Source organism: Agrobacterium vitis (genome assembly GCF_014926405.1).
Classification (GTDB): domain Bacteria; phylum Pseudomonadota; class Alphaproteobacteria; order Rhizobiales; family Rhizobiaceae; genus Allorhizobium; species Allorhizobium vitis_H.
The window spans coordinates 1250149-1271684 of the sequence record NZ_JACXXJ020000005.1; the positions used below are offsets into that span (position 1 = coordinate 1250149).

General features: G+C 57.3%; 17 protein-coding genes, 2 pseudogenes and 1 riboswitch. Of the genes and pseudogenes, 5 read left to right on the forward strand and 14 right to left on the reverse strand.

Translation table 11 applies throughout. The annotated features are described in order from the left end of the window. The 8 genes and pseudogenes from IEI95_RS29820 to ilvA form a co-directional block, all read right to left on the reverse strand. Positions 1 to 1257: pseudogene (locus IEI95_RS29820) on the reverse strand (carboxyltransferase domain-containing protein); the annotation flags it as partial. A 240-nt stretch (positions 1258 to 1497) separates the two neighbouring features. Then, positions 1498 to 3732: pseudogene (locus tag IEI95_RS29825) on the reverse strand (5-oxoprolinase/urea amidolyase family protein); the annotation flags it as partial. Between the two features lie 3 nt (positions 3733 to 3735). Next, the gene (locus tag IEI95_RS16980; RefSeq protein ID WP_156536143.1) at positions 3736 to 4386 is read right to left on the reverse strand and encodes an urea amidolyase associated protein UAAP2; all 651 of its coding nucleotides are present in this window, start codon (positions 4384 to 4386) and stop codon (positions 3736 to 3738) included. A gap of 11 nt (positions 4387 to 4397) precedes the next feature. Beyond that, positions 4398 to 5228: an urea amidolyase associated protein UAAP1 gene (locus IEI95_RS16985; RefSeq protein WP_194417317.1), complete on the reverse strand. Its 831-nt coding sequence runs from the start codon at positions 5226 to 5228 to the stop codon at positions 4398 to 4400. A gap of 7 nt (positions 5229 to 5235) precedes the next feature. Then, on the reverse strand, positions 5236 to 6051 hold the full coding sequence (locus tag IEI95_RS16990; RefSeq protein ID WP_194416805.1) for an ABC transporter ATP-binding protein: 816 nt from the start codon (positions 6049 to 6051) through the stop codon (positions 5236 to 5238). After that, positions 6048 to 6866 (reverse strand): ABC transporter permease, encoded by an 819-nt coding sequence (locus IEI95_RS16995; protein WP_194416806.1) that lies wholly within the window; start codon positions 6864 to 6866, stop codon positions 6048 to 6050. The genes IEI95_RS16990 and IEI95_RS16995 overlap by 4 nt, the downstream gene beginning before the upstream one ends. Before the next feature lie 73 nt (positions 6867 to 6939). After that, positions 6940 to 8013: a putative urea ABC transporter substrate-binding protein gene (locus tag IEI95_RS17000; RefSeq protein ID WP_194416807.1), complete on the reverse strand. Its 1074-nt coding sequence runs from the start codon at positions 8011 to 8013 to the stop codon at positions 6940 to 6942. Positions 8014 to 8083: 70 nt separating this feature from the next. Continuing rightward, positions 8084 to 8192, reverse strand: a riboswitch (guanidine-I (ykkC/yxkD leader). Positions 8193 to 8377: 185 nt separating this feature from the next. Next, positions 8378 to 9628, reverse strand: coding sequence for a threonine ammonia-lyase (gene ilvA, locus IEI95_RS17005; RefSeq protein ID WP_194416808.1), 1251 nt, complete (start codon positions 9626 to 9628; stop codon positions 8378 to 8380). Between the two features lie 690 nt (positions 9629 to 10318). Between ilvA and IEI95_RS17010 the strand changes: the two genes are divergently transcribed. Together IEI95_RS17010 and IEI95_RS17015 are read left to right on the forward strand one after the other, a co-directional pair. Continuing rightward, positions 10319 to 11356 (forward strand): glycosyltransferase family A protein, encoded by a 1038-nt coding sequence (locus IEI95_RS17010; protein ID WP_194416809.1) that lies wholly within the window; start codon positions 10319 to 10321, stop codon positions 11354 to 11356. 139 nt (positions 11357 to 11495) lie between these two features. Next, entirely contained in the window at positions 11496 to 11822 is a 327-nt protein-coding gene (locus IEI95_RS17015) for an HlyU family transcriptional regulator (protein WP_015916203.1), read from the forward strand. Between the two features lie 76 nt (positions 11823 to 11898). Here IEI95_RS17015 and IEI95_RS17020 read toward each other — a convergent pair whose 3' ends face one another. From IEI95_RS17020 to IEI95_RS17040, 5 genes are all read right to left on the reverse strand, one after another. Beyond that, on the reverse strand, positions 11899 to 13902 hold the full coding sequence (locus IEI95_RS17020) for a bifunctional 2',3'-cyclic-nucleotide 2'-phosphodiesterase/3'-nucleotidase (RefSeq protein ID WP_156536150.1): 2004 nt from the start codon (positions 13900 to 13902) through the stop codon (positions 11899 to 11901). Positions 13903 to 14065: 163 nt separating this feature from the next. Then, positions 14066 to 14401, reverse strand: a complete 336-nt coding sequence (locus IEI95_RS17025) for a PilZ domain-containing protein (protein WP_156536151.1) — start codon at positions 14399 to 14401, stop codon at positions 14066 to 14068. 149 nt (positions 14402 to 14550) lie between these two features. Further along, positions 14551 to 16155, reverse strand: a complete 1605-nt coding sequence (locus IEI95_RS17030) for an asparaginase domain-containing protein (RefSeq protein WP_156536152.1) — start codon at positions 16153 to 16155, stop codon at positions 14551 to 14553. Positions 16156 to 16206: 51 nt separating this feature from the next. After that, positions 16207 to 16716, reverse strand: coding sequence for a DUF1203 domain-containing protein (locus tag IEI95_RS17035; protein WP_156536153.1), 510 nt, complete (start codon positions 16714 to 16716; stop codon positions 16207 to 16209). Positions 16717 to 16805: 89 nt separating this feature from the next. Then, entirely contained in the window at positions 16806 to 17168 is a 363-nt protein-coding gene (locus IEI95_RS17040) for a lysozyme inhibitor LprI family protein (RefSeq protein WP_041696660.1), read from the reverse strand. A 255-nt stretch (positions 17169 to 17423) separates the two neighbouring features. Between IEI95_RS17040 and IEI95_RS17045 the strand changes: the two genes are divergently transcribed. From IEI95_RS17045 to IEI95_RS17055, 3 genes are read left to right on the forward strand one after another with little or no spacing between them, the layout of a single operon-like run. After that, positions 17424 to 18827, forward strand: coding sequence for a DegQ family serine endoprotease (locus tag IEI95_RS17045; RefSeq protein ID WP_015916197.1), 1404 nt, complete (start codon positions 17424 to 17426; stop codon positions 18825 to 18827). Then, the gene (locus IEI95_RS17050) at positions 18824 to 20131 is read left to right on the forward strand and encodes a replication-associated recombination protein A (protein WP_156536154.1); all 1308 of its coding nucleotides are present in this window, start codon (positions 18824 to 18826) and stop codon (positions 20129 to 20131) included. Before IEI95_RS17045 ends, IEI95_RS17050 begins: the two co-directional genes overlap by 4 nt. 1 nt (position 20132) lies before the next feature. Continuing rightward, a complete protein-coding gene (locus IEI95_RS17055; RefSeq protein WP_156536155.1) occupies positions 20133 to 20672 on the forward strand; it encodes an MOSC domain-containing protein in 540 nt (179 codons plus the stop codon). Between the two features lie 198 nt (positions 20673 to 20870). Here the strand turns inward: IEI95_RS17055 and IEI95_RS17060 are convergent, their stop codons facing one another. Next, a complete protein-coding gene (locus tag IEI95_RS17060) occupies positions 20871 to 21020 on the reverse strand; it encodes a DUF1127 domain-containing protein (RefSeq protein WP_015916194.1) in 150 nt (49 codons plus the stop codon). Positions 21021 to 21536 lie beyond the last annotated feature (516 nt).

Below are 21536 nucleotides of genomic sequence, written 5' to 3' on the forward strand. Positions count from 1 at the left end.
TCAGAGATTTTGCAGGACGGCGATCACGTCGCCTGCTTTGACCGTCTTTCCTGGGATGGCCCGCAATTCCCGCAGGATTCCCGGTGCATGGGCCGTCACGGTGATCTCCATCTTCATCGATTCGATGATGGCAATCGTCTCTCCGGCGGCAACGGACTGGCCCTCCTCCACCAGCAGTTTCCAGAGATTGCCGGGAACGGCGCTTTCCACACCGAAGCAATTGTCGGGAATATCGCCGCCAGCACTGGGGCTTGCGTCCTCATCGGCGGTGAAGCTGTCGAGGCCTTGGTTCTTCCAGCGCTGGCGTTCCGCTTCGAAGGCTGCCTGTTGCTGGCGCTTGAACGCGCCGATGCTTTCAGCATTTTCAGCCAGATCCGCCGCGTAGCTTGCATAGGAAAACGCACCGTCCTCGATACGGATCGGATAGCCGCCATGCGGGAAGGCGGCGCGAGCCTCCATCAGCTCTTCGTGGCTGACGGGGAAGAAGCGGATCTGGTCGAAGAAATCCAGCAGCCAGGGCTTGTCGCGGGTAAAGACCGGCGTTTGCCGCCAAGTGTTCCACATCTGGATGGTACGGCCAAACAGCTGGTAGCCCCCCGGACCTTCCATGCCGTAGATGCACATATAGGCGCCACCAATGCCAACGGCATTTTCCGGCGTCCAGGTGCGGGCCGGATTGTATTTGGTGGTCACCAGCCGGTGGCGTGGATCGAGCGGGGTGGCAACCGGCGCGCCGAGATAGACATCGCCAAGACCCATCACCAGATAGCGGGCGTTGAAAATGGTGTCCTTCACGGCCTGCTCGTCGGCAAGTCCGTTGATACGGCGGATGAACTCGATATTGGAGGGGCACCAGGGGGCGTTGGGCCGCACCAGCTCCTGGTATTTGCGCATCGCCAGTTCCGCCTCCGGGTCGTTCCAGGAGAGCGGCAGATAGACCGTGCGACTTGGCACTGTCACGTCCTGTGCCGGGGGCAGGCTGGCCTCGATTTCGCTGAGTAGGCCCAGCAGCCGGGTGCGCGACAGGCTGGTGCCATCATAATGGATTTGCAGCGACCGAATGCCGGGGGTGAGGTCGATCAGGCCCGGCAGCTTGGCCGCCTTGACCGCTTGCATCAGCAAGTGGACGCGCATGCGAATGGCGATGTCGAGCTGCATCTCGCCATATTCCACCAGCAAATTGTCGTCACCCTGACGGCGATAGGTGACGCAGACAGGGCCGTTGGAATTGTGGCTGAGGATGGGTGATCCGGCTTCTGGTGGGAGGGGTGGGTGAGCTGGCGTTGGAGGTGGTGGTTTACCCCCCTCTGTCCTACCGGACATCTCCCCCTCAAGGGGGGAGATTGGCAAGACCGAAAACATCTCCTTTGACGATACCGATCGAGATATTTCGGCGGTACCATCCCCGATCTCCCCCCTTGAGGGGGAGATGCCTGGCAAGGCAGAGGGGGGTATCCCATACTCGACACTTCCTAAAGCGGCGGCACTATCCCCATCTCGCGCCACAGGATGAAAACGAATGGTATCGCCCGATTTGAACTGGCCCATCTTCCACTGTTCGTCACTGGCAATCACCGCCGGGCAGACGAAGCCGCCAAGGCTTGGGCCGTCAGGACCGAGAATGATCGGCATATCCCCGGTAAAATCGATGGCCCCAATCGCATAGGGGTTATCATGCAGGTTGGAGGGATGCAGCCCGGCCTCACCGCCATCCTGCCGCGCCCATGTCGGCGCAGGGCCGATCAGCCGGACCCCGGTGCGGGCGCTGTTGAAATGCACCTCATAATCAGTGGAAAACAGCGTTTCGATATCACTGTCCAGAAAGAAATCCGGCGCACCATGCGGGCCATAGACCACACCGACCGACCATGCGCGGGTCAGTTCCGGCGGCTCCTCGGCGGGCGTGGCGACGGGTTGCGGGCTGCGGGCCAGCCGCAGCACATGGCCAGCCTTAAGGGGGCCCGTGGCATTGCCGCCGAATTGGCCAAGGCCGAAGGTGGCGCGCGATCCAAGCACGACAGGTGCTGCAAATCCGCCCGAGACCGCCAGATAGGCGCGCTGGCCGGGACCGGAAATCCCTCCAATGGCGAGAACCTGTCCGGGTTTGACGGTAAAGGCCGCGTTATGCGCGACCGGCCCGCCATCCAATGTCATCGCCATCTCGGCACCGGCCAGTGCGAGGGTGACATTGGAGAAGAATTTCAGCACCGGCCCGGAGACAGTCAGCTCCAGCGCCGCCACATCGTCGCCATTGCCGACCAGCCGGTTGGCATGGCGGAATGATCGGGCATCCATCGGCCCGCTTGGCGGCACACCGACATGCCAAAGCCCCAGCCGCCCCGGCAATTCCTGAAGGCTTGATTGGGCGCCGGGGGCGATGACCTCGACCACATCTGGCACGAAGGAAAAATCCTTCAGCGCCGTGGTTGCGACATCACCGCTTAAAAACAGATCGGAGGCGGCGATAGCGCTGAGATAATCGAGATTGGTCTCAATGCCGGAAATGGACGTTGCCGATAGCGCCGATTGCAAAGCGGCAATCGCTGCGTCACGGTCGCTGCCTGACACGATCAGCTTGGCCAGCATCGGGTCGTAATAGGGTGTCACCTCCGTGCCGGTCTCGATCCAGCCATCGACGCGGGTTGTTTTCGGAAACACCACCTCCGTCAGCAGGCCCGCGCTGGGGCGAAAATCGGCATGGGGCATTTCCGCGTAAATCCGGGCCTCGATGGCAGCGCCCTTCGGCACCAGATGTTCATTGCCGGTCAGCACATCCTCTTCGGCGGCCTGGCGGATCATCCATTCCACCAGATCGATGCCGAACACGGACTCGGTGACGGGATGCTCGACCTGAAGTCGTGTATTGACCTCCAGGAAGTAAAACTCTTCTCGGGCGGGATCGTAGATGAACTCCACCGTGCCTGCCGAGCGGTAATGGACAGACCGACCAAGCGAGACGGCTGCCTCATGCAGGCGCTGGCGCACCGCGTCCGACAGGCCGGGGGCCGGGGTTTCCTCGATGACTTTCTGGTTGCGGCGCTGGAGAGAGCAATCCCGTTCGCCAAGTGCGATGACCCGGCCCTGTCCATCGCCGAAGATCTGCACTTCGACATGCCTTGCCTTGGAAACAAAGCGTTCCAGATAGACCCGCGCATCGCCGAAGCTGGCCTTGGCGGTGCGCTGGACGGTGTCGAAGGCCGCTTGCAGGCTAGCGGCATCATGGCAGAGCTGCATGCCAATGCCGCCGCCACCCGCCGTAGATTTCAGCATTACCGGGTAGCCTATCGATTCGGCTGCCGAAAGCGCGTCTTCGGCGCTGTCCAGCAAGCCGCTGCCGGGCAGCAGTGGCACGCCGCTATCTGCCGCCAGTTGCCTTGCCGTGTGTTTGAGGCCAAAGCTGGCGATATTCTCCGGTGTCGGGCCGATAAAGGCGATGCCTTCGGCCTGTAGCCGCTCGGCAAAGCCGATATTTTCGGAGAGAAAGCCATAGCCGGGATGGACGGCTTCAGCCCCCGTTTCCTTGCAGGCGGCAATCACCGCCTCGACATTCAGATAGCTTTCGCTAGCCGCAGCCGGGCCAAGCCGGATGGCTTCATCAGCCAGCCGCACATGCAGCGCGAAGCGGTCGGCATCGGAATAGACGGCGACGGAGGCAATGCCCAGACGCTGCAACGTCTTGATGATCCGGACGGCGATTTCGCCCCGGTTGGCAATCAGTACCTTCTTGAACATCGATCAGGCCTCGCTATCCCAGACCAGAACCCGGGCAGGCGTCGGATCAAAACCGTTGCAGGGGTTGTTGATCTGCGGGCAATTGGAAATCACCAGCAGCACATCCATTTCGGCTTGCAGCTCGACATAATCGCCGGGGGCGGAAATGCCATCGACAATGGTCATCTGGCCGCTCGGCTCAATCGGCACATTCATGAAGAAGTTGATATTGGCGACCACGTCGCGCTTGCTCATCCCGTATTTCGCCACTTCCAGCACAAAGTTATCGCGGCAGGCATGCAGATATTTGGTACCATGGCCAAAGCGCACCGTATTGCTTTCGCAGGAGCAGGCCCCGGCAGAGGTATCATGCCGTCCGCAGCTATCGGCGGTCATGGTCAGCATTACCCGGCCGTCATTGGAGATGATTTTGGTGCCGGTGGAAATATAGGCGGCACCCTGTTCGCGCATCGTATCCTGATTGGAATAGCGCTCGGACAAATCCTTGGCGTTGTAAAACAGCGTGTCGATAGCCTGCTGGCCATAACTGTCCTCGATCCGCAGAATCTGGCCTTTTTTGACCACCGTGGAAAATGGCGCTTCCGCCGCAATGACGTGATCCTGCACAGCGGTATCAGGCGTGCGAAGGGGAGACGTGGTGTTGAATTCAGACATGGTTTCCTCCCTCACAGCGCTGCAAACGCATTATTTTCAAAGCCACGTACCGCTTCGGCTGTCGCTGTGCGGCAAAGATCGTCCGCTTGCAGTGGCTTGGCCTTTATCCGGCTAATGACAACGGGATTGGGCTGGTAGAGTGGATTGGGATCGAGCGGATGCGGGCAATTGGAAAAGCCGACAATCATCTCCATCTCGGCGCGAAGCTCGATGTAATCTCCGCCATTGAGCAACTCCGGCCTCCAGTGGAAGCGTCCGTCCGCATCGACCCGCACAGGGGCAAACAAAGCAAGGGCTGCTGGGATATCGCGCTTGTCGAGGCCGAGCTTGCTTACCATGATCAGAAGATTGTCGCGGGTATTGCGCAGGCCCTGGCTGTTGGCACTGGCATATTTGCGGGCGTTGGACGCGGCTGTGGAGCCGCCCATCAGGCAATCATGCGCGCCGCTGGTGTCTTCGGTGATCGAAAACATCACCTTGCCCATGTCGGAAAACATCACCCGGCCTTTGCCAAGCCCGGTGGTCCATTGCATCTTGGCGGTATCAGGCAGGTTCAGCCGTTCGGACCGATCATCCGCGTTCCAGGCGACCAGCGTGACGGTTGAAAACCCGTGGGGTAGGGCGATCCGCAGCGTTTCATGGGTTTTTACCGGCGTGGACCAATACCAGCCGCCGGGGATGGTCTCGCTATGGATAAGGTCTGTCGCCTCGATGTCCGGTGCGGGCAGTGGGCTTTTGCCTGGCAAGGCCTTCGGGGAAAAGTCCAGGCCGCTTTTCTGGTGTTCCTCATAGCGCGCCCGGTTGGCGGCAATCTCTTCGGCAGAGCGTCGGATATGCATGATGGGTCTCCTATCGACGATGTGCCGGGTCGTCCCGGTGAAGCCCGATGGATGCGACCGGGCCGTCCCGGTCAGGGCGAAAGATGGAAGGGGTACCCGCCTGGCGGGGTGGCCAGATGGAAATGTCCTTGGTGATGGTGGCGCCGTAGCGCTGTTTTTCCTCCGGACGGTCACGGGGACGCTCAAAAGCGACGACGCGGCTGGCCAGTGTGAAGGCTTCCCGCATGTCATGAGTGACCATGACGACGGTCATCGGGTTTTCGTGCCAGAGCTTTTTCATCAGCGTGTGGATTTCGGCGCGAATGCCGGGATCGAGCGCCCCGAACGGCTCGTCCAGCAGCAGCACTTTTGGCTTCATGATCAGCGCTTGCGCTAGAGCCAGCCGTTGCTGCATGCCGCCTGAAAGCTGGGCTGGATATTTCCCCTCCGATCCGGCAAGACCAACAGCGGCAATCATCGTGCGAGCTTCATCCACCGCATTGCGCCGGGCAGAGCCAAACAGACGACCGGCCAGCGACGAGGCGGGCAATTCCTTACCCAGCAGCACATTGCCCAGCACTGTGAGATGCGGAAACACCGAATAGCGCTGGAAGACGACGCCGCGATCTGGTCCCGGCTCCTTCGGCAGCGGCTTGCCATCCAGCAGGATGGTGCCGCGTGTCGGCTGCTCCTGCCCCAGCAGCATCCGCAGAAACGTGCTCTTGCCGCAGCCGGATGGACCGACCAGCGCAACGAACGCCCGAGATGCGACCGTTAGCGAGACGCTTTCCAGCACGATCTGGTCGCCATATTCCTTCCAGATATTGTCGATCTTCAGCCCGCTCATGCGCCCTTCTCCAGATTGGACCAGGGAAACAAAGCGATGCGCAACCGGTCGAGCAGGACATCGGCGACAACGGCAATCAGCGTGATCCACAACACGTAAGGAAAAATCACGTCCATGGAGAGATAGCGGCGCACTAGGAAGATCCGGTAGCCGAGACCGCTATCGGAGGAAATCGCTTCCGCTGCGATCAGAAACAGGAAGGCCGGGCCAAGCTGCAATCTGAGACAGGTGATCAGGCGTGGCAGGATCTGTGGCAGGACGACCCTGATGGCGATCTGCCAGGAAGAGCCGCCTAGAGTCTCGGCCTTGATGATCTGTTCGCGCGGCAGGGCCAGGGCGGTGAGTGCCAGATCGCGGATCATGATCGGCGCAACGCCGATGACGATCAGGGTGATTTTCGAGACCTCGCCAAGGCCCATGGCGATAAACAGTATGGGCAGCAGCGCCAGTGGCGGCACCATGGAAATCGCGGCGACGAACGGCGACAGCAGCGCACGCAGATAGGGCAGCATCCCGATCGCCATGCCGATGGTCAGCGCGATCAGCAGTGAAATACCAAGCCCGGAGAAAAGCCGCGTCAGGCTGGCCAGCGTATCGGTCCAGAGAATATAGTCGCCGGTGCGGGCATCGGCGGTAAAGGCCAAACGGTTGATGGCATCGGCAAAGGCGACAAAGCCCGGCAGCAGCTTGTCATTGGCGTTTTCCGCCAGCCGTGCCGCCGAACCTGCGGCGTAGGCGAGCAGCACCAGCGCAAAGGGCAGGGTGGCGAGGCTTAGTTTTGCACCATTGCTCGGTTTTTGATTGATCCAGCGCATCCTGTCGCTCCGAATTCTTGGGGAAGGTGGGGCGGGCGATCACCCGCCCCCGGATATGCGTCCCGGATAAGTTTCAGAGTGCGCCTTTGGCGGCGGCATCCATATAGGTGGTTGTGAAGCGGAACTTCACATTACCCTTGTCGCCCAGCACATTACCGTCAGGCATTTCAATGCCGATCACGTCGGCAGACGGCGCGCCATTACCCAGTAGGCCTTTTTCAAACAGGAAATTGCGCACCAGATCCATGGTCTTCGGCAGGCCGGGCGAGGTGGTGAAGGTGCTGGCATCCGCTGCCTTGTCGAACAGCTTGGTGGCGGCCAACTGGCTGTCAAAGCCCTTGAGGTCGGTGCCGGAGGCCTTGCCCATCTCCTCGCGGGCGGCCTTGCCCTCTGCGGTGTCGGCCATCATCAGCTTGACCGTGTCATACCAGATTCCCGCCAGTGCTTTACCGAAATCCGGATTGTCCTTCAGCACTTCTGTATTGGCGACCATCAGGTCCATGATTTCGCCGGGGATTTGCGAGCTGTCGAACACTTTTTTGGCGGTCGGTTCTTCGAGGATGGTGGAGACTAGCGGGTTCCAGGTGACGACCGAGGTCACGTCATCGGTCTTATAAGCGGCGACCATGTCGGCATCTGACGTGTTGACCACTTTCACGTCTTTTTCCGTAAGTTTAAGGCTTTCCAGTGCCCGCACCAAGAGATAATGCGAGACTGAAAACTCGACCAGATTGACGTTCTGGCCTTTGATGTCGGCAAGCTTGTCCTTACCCTTCAGGATGACCGCGTCATTGCCATTGGAAAAGTCGCCGACGACCACCGCCGTGGTATCGACGCCACCGGCGGCGGGAATCGAGAGACCGTCCATATTGGTCAGCGTGACCGCGTCGAAGGCACCGGCGGTATATTGGTTCATCGATTCCACGTAATCGTTGAACTGGGTGACATCGATCTTGATGCCGTATTTATCGGCCCATTTCTTGACGATGCCATGGTCGCTGGCATAGCCCCAGGGCATCCAGCCGACATAGATCGACCAGGCGACCTTGAACTCCTTCTTGGGCGCGGCATCGGCTGGGACAAGTCCGCCCAGCGACATGGCTACGGACAGTGTAGAAACAGAAATAAGTTTTGAGAACAGGCGCATGAATTTCCCCTTTTGCTTTTTTCAAAAGGGATCGGCATAGACCAACGCCGCCAATCCCTTGGCTAACGAGGTCTCCCGGGCTTTTATCCCGCCGTGCACCCGACAGGGATGTCTCCCCCGCCGGTGGCTGCTCTCGGACCAGTCACGCTTCTCGCGCCGGAACCCTAGCTGCCAACTCTGGCTGTATACTAGCAACTCTTGTGCCAGCTTGGCAATGATCGAGCTTTTTTTGGAGTTTTGGCTGTTTATCCTTTGTTTTCCGGCTATTTCTCCAAATCTACTGTTCTGTAATCTGCAATTGTCGTCCCGCAAATGCGGCAGGACGTTAAATTTTAAGCAGGCAAAGGTGCAATTTTAAACATCGTCAGATGATCAGATTGGCCAGGATGTCGTTTTCGGTGATGTCTTCATAGCCGAGACCATTTTCCTCGAACCGCTGTAACAGACCGGAAAAATTCGAGGCATCCGTCGTTTCAATGCCGATCAGGATCGAGCCGAAATTGCGGGCGGATTTCTTCAGATATTCGAAGCGGGCGATATCGTCTTCGGGGCCGAGCAGGTTGAGAAAATCGCGCAACGCGCCGGGCCGCTGCGGCAGGCGCAGGATGAAATATTTCTTCAAACCGGCATAGCGCATGGCGCGCTCTTTTACATCTGGCAGGCGCTCGAAATCGAAATTGCCGCCGGAGACGACGAGAACCACGGTCTTGCCCTCGATGGATGAGCGCTCCAGCAGACCGAGTGTGGCAATCGCCAAGGCGCCGGCCGGTTCCAGCACCACGCCCTCGACATTCAGCATGTCGATGATCGTCCCGCAAATCGCATTTTCCGGCACCAGCATGACCTGAGAGGGGGGGAAGTGTTTAAGGGCCGCAAAATTGGCATCGCCGATCCGCGCCACGGCAGCACCGTCTACAAAATTATCCACCTTGGGCAGGGTGATGACTTCACCCGCTTCCAACGAGCGTTTCAGGCTTGGCGCGCCGACCGGCTCGGCAAAGAGAAAGGCTGATGGCGGCAGGTCTTCTGCTAGATAGCCCGTCATGCCCGCACTCAAGCCGCCGCCGCCGACGGGCATGATCACCAGATCGGGGGTGACGTCTTGCGATAGTTGCTCCAGAATTTCGGCAGCAACGGTTGCCTGGCCTTCGATGATGTCGGCATGGTCGAAAGGCGGCACCATCAAGCCGTCAGCTTCCTCAACATAGTCGCGGGCAGCCTTGTAGCATTGGTCGAAAATATCGCCGACCAGCCTTATGGTAATGAATTCGGCACCGAACTTGCGGGTCTTGTCGATTTTCTGTTGCGGTGTGGTCATCGGCATGAACACCACGCCATGCACACCGAAGTGACGGCAGGCAAAGGCGAAACCTTGCGCATGATTGCCGGCTGAGGCGCAGACGAAGATCTTGTCGATCTGCCCCCTGGCAATAACCTTGCGGAAGAAGTTATAGGCGCCACGCACCTTATAGGAGCGCACCGGCGTCAGGTCCTCACGCTTCAAATAAATGTTGGCATTGAACAACGTGCTCAAGTGCTCGCTCAATTGCAGTGGTGTCGCGGGGAAAAGGTCGCGAAGCGCATGAACGGCATCTTGGACGGCAGTTTTTGTCATGGTCTGGTTTCCAGCATCGGCAATATCAGTGCTATCTGCTAACGCATCGATCCCGAAGTTGGAACTGCTTTAAGCAATCCTGCCGCAGATAGTGAAAAATACGGTTTTACCTCGGCAGGGTATAGGCGAACGACGTTGCTGACGCGCTCTACTGGAGCGAAAGCAGGAAAAACAGGGTTCTAAGCACCACTGCGAAAGCCTCGGTCCATGTCTCGATATGGATCATAAACTGACGCTATCAAGAAATTTACCATAAGTTCCGTTTTTTGCAGTCAAGCATGCAATCATATTTGGTTGCATTGACTAGAATATATCCACTTATGGTTTGTAAAAAATCCCCAACAATAAGGGGGGCGGTACATATCAATTTTCCAAAATGTTGATTTCGAATAGTTTTTCCTGATTTTACTGCTTTAACAGTGCTGTCCCAATTTGGGAAATCCCTTAAAATACATGTGTAACATAATGGTAATGCTGATTTCGTTCCCACGATTCTTAAAAAAATAGACCCAATAAATGACGTTTCTAGATGTTGCTGGCTCGACTAATGTTGTGTAGGCTTAATTTTGTATTAATTATTTTTCCGTGAACGCTGCGGCACCAGTGATGGTGTCCGAACAGATCTTGGCTGCACATGGCTTGAAAACCATGCGTGGCAAAGGGTGTCGTTGAAGCAACGTGAGGTGTATGATGAGTGTATCGGTTGCTGTCGTGATTCCCTTTTTCCAGAAAGAGAAGGGAATTTTATCCCGGGCTCTGGAATCGATTAAATCGCAGAAGTTAGACAGTGACGTTGAGATAAGCGTTGTTATCGTTGACGATAGCTCGCCAATTTCCGCCAAAGAGGAACTTGCTGATTTCGAAGCCGGTCCCAATCTGCGCATCGTTCTGCTTGAAAAAGACAATGGTGGACCAGGCGAAGCGCGCAATATGGCGCTGGATTATCTTGAAGCCGATCCCGTCAACTATGTAGCCTTTCTCGATTCCGACGACGTCTGGCACAACGATCACATTCAGCGTGCCCTGGACGGGCTTGTCTTTGGCGATTTCTTCTTCTGCAACCATGTTCGTGGCAAGTATTATGCCGACTATTTCATTAGTCTTCCTGGTACGCGCCGCGCGCTTGCTTCCGATGAAGACTTGATCTGCGGTGACAATTACCATGCCTTCCGCAAGGGCCGACTTGCGGAAGTGATGATCCGCGAGTGCCCCCCGCAGACATCGACCGTCGTTTACCGCTTCAAGAAAAATGCCGGTTTGCGTTTCAATGGCGCGCTGCGCAGTGCCGGTGAGGATCATGTTTTCTGGATCGAGCTTTGCCTGTTCAACGACACGGTGATCGATCCGAAGATCAATGTCAGCTGCCTGGAAGGCGTTAATCTCTACTGGTCCAACGTGTCCTGGGATAGCCCGAAATCCGTGGCGATTCAGGGTTGTCTGGCGCTTCAATATAATTACCTCAAGGATACGCCGGTTATCTTGCTTGCCGATCCGGAGACTGTTCTGTTCCGCCAAAAACTCTATGAAGGTGCCTATACCTATGCCTTGTTGCGTGGCCTGGCCAAAGGCTACCTGCCGGATTTCAAGGTTCTGATGCGGCTGGTTGCTGCCTATCCCGGTTATCTGATGCGGGCGCCAACCAGTTTCCAGTTTTTCCTGCGTAACCGTCGTGTGATGACCAATGAAACCGCAGTGAAATCCATGCCTGCTGAGGATGCAGTTGCCTGATATGAGCGTTTTATCGCCGGTTCTGAGCAAAATCGCTTGATTTTATGATCATGCTTGCCGACAAACGACATTGGTCTTGGCCGGGATGCGTGAGTGTCCCTGCGCCATGATATTTGTTGGCAGGCAGAGGGCAGTTGCAATGGCATCCTTTCTTTCGAAGATCTTTTCGGCGTTTTCGGGTTCTTCAGCATCAGATGAGACGAAGCAGTCCGTTTCCGTCGAGCCGCAATTGCATGGCGATTGCCGGATCTATGCCGAGCCGATCAAGGAAGGTAGCCAGTTGCGTTTGGCCGGGCGGATCGAAAAGGACGTCAATGGCGAAACGCTGACCCGCAGCTTCATTCGCGCCGACATGTTTACATCCAAGGAAGATGCGCTGGATTGCACCTTCCGCAAGGCCCGCCAGATTATTGACCAGAACGGACCTTCGCTGTTTGCCGATGGCGCCAAGGATCGCAGCGCTTAAGGGTTTTAGGGGTAATTTTTCATGCAAAACGCCCGGATTTGGTCCGGGCGTTTTGCATTTTAGCTGGATCCTTGTTTTACAGAATCAGCCGGTAATTGGCAAAACCGTCCGCGCCGTCACCGGCATCCTCGATCTTCGCGCCCTTGACCTCAGCGGCAAACGCCCGGCCCTTGGGGCCTGTCTGGAAGCTGGCGGTCGTGTCGGGGATCGCGGCAAAGCGCCAATTGCCGTCCGCAGCAGGGTTGATGGTGCCCTGCGCGACGATATAGCGGACGATGACATCGCGATTGGTATCCGGGCCGACGAAAATCACCTTGTCTGAGGCGATGTCAGGGAATTTTCCGCCGCCGCCAGCGCGGTAATTGTTGGTGACGACCACAAATTGCTGGGCGGGATCGATCGGCTTGCCGTTAAAGCTCAGGTTTTTGATCCGGTTTGCATCCGGATTGATCGCTTTGCCGTCCTTGTCATATTTCGCAGGTTGCGACAGATCGATCTCATAGGTGACGCCATCGATCACATCGTAATTGTAGGATGGGAAGTCGAGATTGAGCAGGGCTGCGTCTTTTGATCCAGGCTTGATCTGGTTGAACATCCCAGCCGACATCTCCAGCCAGTTCTTGACTTGCGCGCCTGTTATCAGCACCGCCTGCACGGTATTTGGATAGAGGTAGAGGTCCGAGACATTCTTGATGGCGATATCGCCTGCGGGAACATCGGTATAATAATCGGCGCCACCGCGGCCGCCAGCCTTGAACGGAGCTGCGGCTGACAAGACAGGATAATCCTTGTACTTCGTCTCCTTCAGCATGTCCTTGATATACCAGGTCTGGGCATTGGACACGATCTGCACCGAGGGGTCGTCGGCCACCAGCGCAAAATAGGAGTAAAGCGGTGCGGAGGTCTTGCCGACCGGGGTGCGCACATAGGCCAAAGTTGCCTCATGTTCGTCCTTTACGGCCGCCACAACGTCCTGATTGTCCCTGACATCGGCAATGATTTTCTTGGCGTCATCGCGGTGATAGATCGGCCGCGCCTCAGCGGTGAAATCGACGATTTTCCAGCGATTGCCATCTTTTTCCAGCATGAAGTCGATCAGGCCCATATGAGAGCCCCAGAAGCCAGCCATAACCGCGGGCTTACCCATCAATGTTCCCTTCAGCGGATCAGCGCCCTGGACGCCATCCCAGGTCTTGGGGCCGGGAAAGACCAAATGTTGATGGCCTGTGAAAATCGCATCAATGCCGTCAACTGTCGCCAGGTAGAGCGAAGCATTTTCCATTCTCTCCGTCTGGCCGCTGCCATCGATACCGGAATGCGATAGCGCGATAACGATATCGGCACCTTGCTCCTTCATGACAGGCACCCAGGCGCGCGCCGCCTCAACGATGTCACGGGTCTGGGCCTTGCCTTCCAGGTTCTTGGCATCCCAGAGCATAATCTGCGGCGGAACGAACCCGATAAAGCCAACCTTGATGACGCTCTCGGTGCCCGCGCCATCCTTGATGGTCTTTTCGATGATGGTGAAGGGCTTGAAGAATAGCGCGTCGTTTTTCGGATCGGAGGCGAGCTGGCCCTTGGTCAGGTTGGCGCAGACAATAGGATATTTCGCCGCCGCCAGCGTGTTGAACATGAAGTCGAGGCCGTAATTGAATTCATGATTTCCAAGCGTGCCGCAATCATAGCCCAGCGTGTTCATCGCCTTCATCACCGGATGCTGGTCGCCGGCCTTGATGCCTTTCTTATAGGCCATGTAGTCGCCCATCGGGCTGCCTTGCAGCAAATCGCCATTGTCGATCAACATGGAGTTGCCAGCTTCGGCCCGGATCTCGTCGATCAACGTCGCTGTGCGCGTCAGGCCCATCGTGTCATTGGGCTTGTCGGCATAATAATCGTAGGGCATCAGGTTGACATGGATGTCGGTGGTTTCCATCAACCGTAAATGCGCCTGATTGGCTGCTGCCCGGGCGGCAAACGGATGAAGCACGACAAGGGCGCTGGCAGCGGCAAAACCTCCCAACAGCGAGCGGCGCGTAATAGGGTGCAGGTCGGTGGGGCGCAAGTGTGCGAGTGGCGACATGGGAAGGCTCCTGGCAAATGTCTTCGTCGATGCGTGAGCATCGCAAACCAGTTGCCTTCATATCATGACAGGTTGATGATGCTAATCTGAAATACCGTGCGCGCCAGAAATTGGCCGGTGACATTTAGCTCGAGCGATCAAAGCTGTGGGGGAGCGATCGGGTCTATCGTTTCAGGACCGGGCGCACTTCCTGGTGGAAGTTGCGAAAGTAAGCGGCGACCTTCGCAATGGAATTGCTGTTCTGGCGAAACTGAATGCCCAGACGTCCACCCCGGTTCCAGCGGACCATTCCCTCCAGCAGACCAATTTCCTCATTTTCGATGAGGACGGTGCTGCCAGCTGCTGCGTGGAAGGCAGTGTAGAGTTCAAGTGCCAAGCCTGAGCGGGAAATATCGATGATCCGGCAATCGGCAACCTGGCGCATATAGCGCACGGCACTATCCATGCGGCAGCGGCTTCGGGGGGCTGTGCGAATGTCCATTTTAAAGTTGTTTTGCATGTGAAAGTCTTTTTTCTAGGTTCCTTTCGATTTTAACGGCGATCATTGTAAATACTGTAAAAAATCTCGTTAAAATTCCCGCTTACATCAAGCGGCTCAAAGCCGCCCGCCACGTCAGACGAACGACTGTTTTTCTGCGACGCTGTGGTTCACATCTTCGAGTCTTGATACCTGTCGGATGGAAGCAAAAAAATCTTGCTCCAGAGCGTTTGGCGGTGGTTGTAATCATAAATGCTCAAACACACCGTGTTTTCGTCTGGCTGTCCAAGACGCAATTGTGAAGAGGCGCCTTCTGCCCCACCGGTCTGGCTTTGCCACAGAGGCTGATTGTTTCGGCTATAGAAAACCAGATTTCCATCGTCGCGAATCTGCAACCGGCCGGGCAGGGCGGCTTTTTCATTTTCGCCCAGCATCGACCAAAGCGTCTTGCCGGAGCTGTCTCGCAGTTGCGGGCCGAGCGCCGGGTCATTCACCAGACTGGTGCTGCCAGTGAATGTGGTCAGCGATTGGCCGGGAAGTAGCACTGCGTTGCTGCGGCTGTCCAGCCGGGCAATATCGGCCATCTCGCCAACCAGCGGGATCTGCATCAGATATTTGACATCGTCCAGTGACCAGCCGTTCCCGTGTCGGGCGGCGAGCAGCACGGTCAGCTTGGCGAGGGAGGCCATGACGGTCATATCCACGGGGTTCAATGCGCCTATGGCGGGCAGCCAGGCCCCTGCGGCATAGGTATTATAGTCCACAGCACCTTGCAGAACCTGGGTATTATCAACAATTACCACGCCAGCCCGGTTGGCCTCCTCCAAGGCCTTGTAGATAGCGCCCTGGTCCGGCTGCCGGGCATTTCCGCTTGGAAAATTGCCGGCGCCATAGGCTTGCAGCACCAATCCGCCAATGCCCTGGGCCACGCAGGCGCGGATCATATCGGCCAGCAGCGCCTTTCCTTGGGCGGCATCGTACCAGGCGGGAAAGGCCCCGAGCGTGATGACCGGGGCCTTGTTTATGTTGGACGTGATGGCATGCAACTGGGTCAGAGTTTCTGCCCGTGCGGCTTCGTCATCCAGACTGACGGCGGAGGACACAGGCGGCGGCGGGGTAAGGTCGGCATGAAGGTCGAGGGTGATGCCATATTGGCCGATGACCGGAAAATTTGGGCTGGAAAAGCCGCGAAACTGGCTGGCATCGGCTTTCACCACCCGCGAGCCGCGCATCAACTGGCTATCGAAAAACACACTGACACCTGCAAGGCCAGTCTGGGCGGCTGCTACCGCACCACAGACATTTTGAAAGGCGTCACTATTGAACGTCATGCCGGAAATCACCCCCGGCGTGGGGGAATGAAACAGCGGCACTTGTGAGCCGGTGAGGATCACCGGCTTGCTGAGCTGCGCCAGCACAGTGCCATCGGCACTGAAGCGCGAGAGCAGCATGGCCAGGGCTGTGCCGCTGTAATCCATGGTATCCGTGCCATGCAATACGATCCAGCCGTCCACCGTGTCGTAGCGCTCCAGGATATGGCGAGCAATCAAGCACCAGTCGGAGGGTTGCAGATTGGTGCTGTCCAACATGCCGCTTTCGCTTTCAGGAAAGGCGAGGTCGGTCACATAGTCCAGCACCAGATCGGCAAACTTCTGCTTGAGAATCGGGTCGAGATGGGACTGGCAGGCTGCCTTGAATTGCGTGCTGGTCATCGGAGCCAGTGGATTGCCGACGCAGCTGATCGTGCCGCCGGTATTGATGACGCCAATTTTCAAGACATGTCTCCTTGCAGTGCTTAGGGCCTGTCAGGTTTTCCCGGACTAACTCTAGGCGGTTTCCAATCCCTCCGGCAGATCTTCGCCCACCGGGGTCCGCTCGATCCTGCATTGAAAGCAGTTGTTGCGAGCGGACCGGACATGCACATAGGCGATTTTTTCGTCCTGGAGAAGCTCTTGCGCGCGCGCCGCTATCCGCGATGTCTCGGTAACGGCGCCGGTGCCATAGACGATACGGTCGTCATCGCCATAGCCACGCACGATATAATCGGGGCTTTCGAAGATTGGCGGCAAAGTATCGCCTTCATCGTAAGCCGCGCATTCCTCGGCATGAAGAAAGATCGGTCCGGTCTCGGCATAGGGCTGTAGATGCGGGAAGGGCCGATAGGCCAGGGTTAGATAAGGCGCACCTTCGGCAATCGGCGCCAGGCAATGGCGGCATTGATAGCTGCCACCAGGCGAGGTGCGGCGCTCCGGCACGCATCCATAGGCATCCGGCGCACCGCTCCGGTAGGCTTCGGCAAGGGTGGAGGGCATGGGGGTAAAGCGGATGGTCTGCATTGTCCGGCTCCTGTTTGACGTGAATGCGCCAAACTCTTGCCTGGACGGTGGAGCGAAGCCACCCGGTTCTTGCCAACGCGCAAAGAAACTTAAAGCGGACGTTCAATCTTGTCGTAAACGCTCTTCAATGCCTTCAACCGAGCATCATAGGCCTTGGTAATGCAGTCGTTGTCGGCATTGCAGGACTGGCGGGTTTTCAGCCAAACCGTCTGCTGGTCCTGCAATTCGCCGCGATTGCCCATTGGCAGCAGGCCGGAAATCAGCTCGAAAGTGGTGACCATCTTCACGTCGAGATCGTTCAGATCGCGATTGTCGCAAATCGCTTTTTCGTCAGCCTTCAGATCGGTTTTGGTACAATCGAAGCTCGCGGCATCGCCGTGGCGCGGCATCATGCCTGCAATCACCAGGGTGCTGAGAAACAAAATCGAGGTGGTGGCAGACGCGGTTTTCATGGTCATGGCTTTCCCGTCATTCGACGCGGCAGGCTTTTCGCCGTCAAGGCTATCAAGAATGCACTTCACCAGCAAATGTTCCCCTGGGTGGTGGGCCGGTGCGTCTTGGTTTTCATTATTGTCGTTGCGCCGAACCGTCGGCGCTTGAAATGACGATGCTTTGCCACAATTTTCACCCAAGAGCCTATTTTGCTTTGCGAAAACCTCCCATAAGACTTGGCCGTCAAGTTTTGGGAGAATGAAAAGGAAACCCGTATGCGTGGCCTGAAATCGATGTCTCCCGCTGTCATCGTCCTTGCATGTCTGGCCGGTTCGCCGGTACTGGCGCAGGACGCGAAAAGCCTGCCCCAAAGCCGGGCGGATATGCAGATGTCCTTTGCCCCTCTGGTCAAGCAGACCCATGGGGCTGTCGTAAATGTCTATGCCGAGCGGATCGTCCAGAGCCGCGTCAATCCTTTTGCCGGCGATCCATTCTTCCAGCAATTTTTTGGCCAGCGGTTTCCCAACCGCACGGAACGCCAGACCTCGCTGGGCTCCGGGGTGATTGTTGAGGCGAACGGCACGGTGATGACCAATTTTCACGTCATCGCAGGGGCAGACGATATCAAGGTGGCGCTGTCCGATGGCCGGGAATATCCGGTGAAAGTTGTTTTGAAGGATGAGCGGCTGGATCTGGCTGTCTTGAAAATCGACGCCAAGGAAAGCTTGCCGACGCTGAAAATCGCCGATTCGGATAAGATCGAGGTCGGCGATCTTGTGCTGGCAATCGGCAATCCCTTTGGTGTTGGCCAGACGGTAACCAGCGGCATTGTCTCCGGCCTGGCGCGCAACCAGGTATCGGAAGGCGATTTCGGCTTCTTCATCCAGACCGATGCGTCGATCAATCCCGGCAATTCCGGGGGCGCGCTGATGAATATGAATGGCGAGTTGATCGGCTTGAATACCGCGATCTTTTCCAAGGGCGGCGGCTCGAACGGCGTTGGTTTCGCCATTCCCGCCAATCTGGTCAAAGTGTTCCTGGAGGCGGCTGACAAGGGTGCATCATCGTTCGAGCGGCCTTACGTTGGCGCCACATTCGAGCCGGTCACGTCAGATGTCGCTGACGCACTTGGTCTGAAACAGGTTTTAGGTGCGCTGGTGACGAAGACGGTGGAAGGCGGCCCGGCCGATAAAGCTGGCATCAAGGCCGGGCAGGTGATTACGGCGGTGGATGGGGTGATTGTTGAGCATCCCGATGCCCTAAACTACCGCCTGACGACAACAGGCCTTGGTAAGTCGGTGACGTTGAACGTGATTGACAATGGCAAGCCCAAGGACATTACCTTGACGCTGGCCGGTGCGCCGGAGACCCGTCCGCGCGACGAACAGGTGATCAAGGACAACAGTCCGTTTGAAGGTGCAACGGTCGGCAATCTGTCGCCACGTCTTGCCTATGAGCTGAAACTGAACACGCAGACAAGTGGCGTGGCGATTACCGCTGTCGCTGATGGTTCGGTTGCGCAGCGGCTTGGCTTCCAGCCCGGTGACATCATCGTCTCCATCAATGGCACCGAGGTTACCTCGTCGCGGGATATGGTGAAGATCGCAGCTGGCTCGCCTGCCTATTGGCGGATTGAGATCGATCGCAATGGCCAGCGGCTGCGGCAGATGTTTCGATGAGCGATCTGTTTGCCCCGAAACTGGATGAGGACATGGCGGCCCGCAGGCCGCTGGCGGATCGGCTAAGGCCGAAAACGCTCTCCGATGTGACGGGGCAGGATCATCTGACCGGGCCAGACGGTGTTCTGGCCCGGATGATTGCGTCCGGCTCGTTGGGTTCTATGATCTTCTGGGGGCCGCCCGGCACCGGCAAAACTACTGTAGCCCGGCTGCTATCGGGGGAGGCAGATCTGGCCTTCGAGCAGATTTCGGCGATTTTTTCCGGCGTGGCGGATCTGAAACGGGTGTTTGAGGGGGCTCGCGCCCGGCGGATGTCTGGCCGCCAGACATTGCTATTTGTCGATGAAATCCATCGCTTCAACCGCGCGCAGCAGGATAGCTTCCTGCCGGTCATGGAGGATGGCACGGTTATTCTGGTGGGCGCCACCACGGAAAATCCGTCTTTCGAGCTGAATGCCGCGCTTTTGTCTCGCGCCCGCGTGCTGACCTTCAAGCCGCATGACGAAGAGAGTATTGAGACGCTACTAAAACGGGCCGAAGCGACTGAGGAAAAGCCCCTGCCGCTGGACGAGGCCGCCCGTATCAGCTTGATGCGCATGGCGGATGGCGATGGCCGGGCGGCCCTGACGCTGGCCGAGGAAGTCTGGCGGGCAGCGCGGCAGGGAGAGGTCTTCGATACCGAGGGGCTGACACGGATCGTGCAGCGGCGCGCGCCAGTCTATGACAAGGGGCAGGACGGCCACTATAATCTGATCTCGGCGCTGCATAAATCGGTGCGCGGTTCAGACCCGGATGCGGCGCTCTATTATCTTTGCCGGATGTTCGATGCAGGCGAAGACCCGCTTTATCTTGGTCGCAGGCTGGTCCGAATGGCGGTGGAAGATATCGGTCTCGCCGATCCTCAGGCGCTGGTGATCTGTAACGCCGCCAAGGATGCCTATGATTATCTCGGCTCGCCAGAGGGGGAGTTGGCGCTGGCGCAGGCCTGCGTCTATCTCGCCACCGCGCCGAAATCCAACGCCGTTTATACCGCCTATAAGTCCGCTATGCGCGCCGCCAAGGAAAATGGCTCGCTGCTGCCGCCAAAGCACATTCTCAACGCCCCAACCAAGCTGATGAAGGGCGAGGGCTATGGGGACGGCTATCGCTATGACCACGACGAGCCGGATGCTTTTTCCGGGCAGGACTACTTTCCAGAAAAAATGGGCCGCCAGACGTTTTACGATCCGCCGGAACGTGGTTTCGAGCGCGATATCCGCAAGCGGCTGGACTGGTGGGCAAAGCTGAGGCGGGAGCGCAATTGACATGATGAGGGTTGAGGCAGTCAGCCTTTCCAAAGATCACCTGTTCAGTAAGCAGGGGCGAGATGAGATCGTGCTTCTCGCGGGATTGGGTGTGGAAGGCGACGCTCATCTCGGCGTCACGGTCCAGCATCGCTCCCGGGTTGCCGCCGATCCCAGCCAGCCGAACCTGCGTCAGGTTCATCTTATTCACGCGGAACTACTGAGAGAACTTGGAGATAAGGGTTTTTCGGTGCAGCCGGGAGATCTTGGCGAGAACATCACCACAGTTGGAGTCGATCTTCTTGCGCTGCCGCAAGGAACCCGCCTGCATTTTAGCTCAGGTGCGGTGGTCGAGGTGACGGGTCTTCGCAATCCCTGCAAACAGATCAATAATTTTCAGCCGGGCTTGATGCAGGCGGTGCTGGACCGAACCTCGTACGGTAGCTTGATCCGCAAGGCAGGCGTCATGGCAGTTGTCATTGAAGGTGGCGTTGTGCATCCGGGTGATAGTATCCGTGTCGAGCAACCCGGCGCTCCGCATCGACCTCTGCTGCCGGTCTAAATTCGCCACCAACCCGCGTTACGGCTGGGGAAGAAAGCCGCTTTTTGCTGCACGGTCGTTCTTGTGCTTACCGATCCAGGTTTTCCTCGCGACGGAAGATCATGTCTCTCAGCATTATAAAACAATAAAGCGCCGAACACCCTGAAGGGAATGTTCGACGCTTTAAATGTAAATTCAAGCGATCACTTGACCGGTAGATCAGCCAGCCTTGACGGCGTGGCGGGCAACGCGACGGATGTCGTCGCGGCCAATGCCGAGGTCGTGCAATTCGCGGTCCGACATGCGGCCCAGTTCAGTAATGGTCTGACGATATTTGCGCCAGTTGTTCAGCGAGCGAGTGATGTTCATGGTCTTGCCTCTTTTCAGCGTTCGCTGGCAAATCGGCCAGCCCTTCATGTGTTGAGGAGAATATATGCGCTGCGGCATAACTTATGAAGTGCCATTCCAGCGGAGCACCTATGCTGTGATTGCATGGCGTCTCAATGATTTGTTAAGAACTGTCTATTTCTCGAGCAAATTCGGCTCACAATGGTCCCGCTGCTGAAAATCTGAGTGTGAGCGGTTTCAGTCGTTCATGAACGGTGGAGGAGAAGAGGCTGAAAACAATAACGCCCACCGGGGGAGGAGATCCGGCGGGCGTCATTTGAAATGGGCGACAACTGGGAGGAGGAGGGTTGTCAGCCCGTTCGGCGCGCATTGGGAGGAGGAGTATGCTGCACCGAAACTGAATTGCAGCTTGCGCTGCCTGCATCCGTAAACACTCATGTTCCCGTCTGCTGTTGGTATTTATCTAATCGTTTTTATGGTTTTTGTGCAGTGCGATATTGTCATGTGAGCTATGCATTTTGTGCATGTGGTGATTAT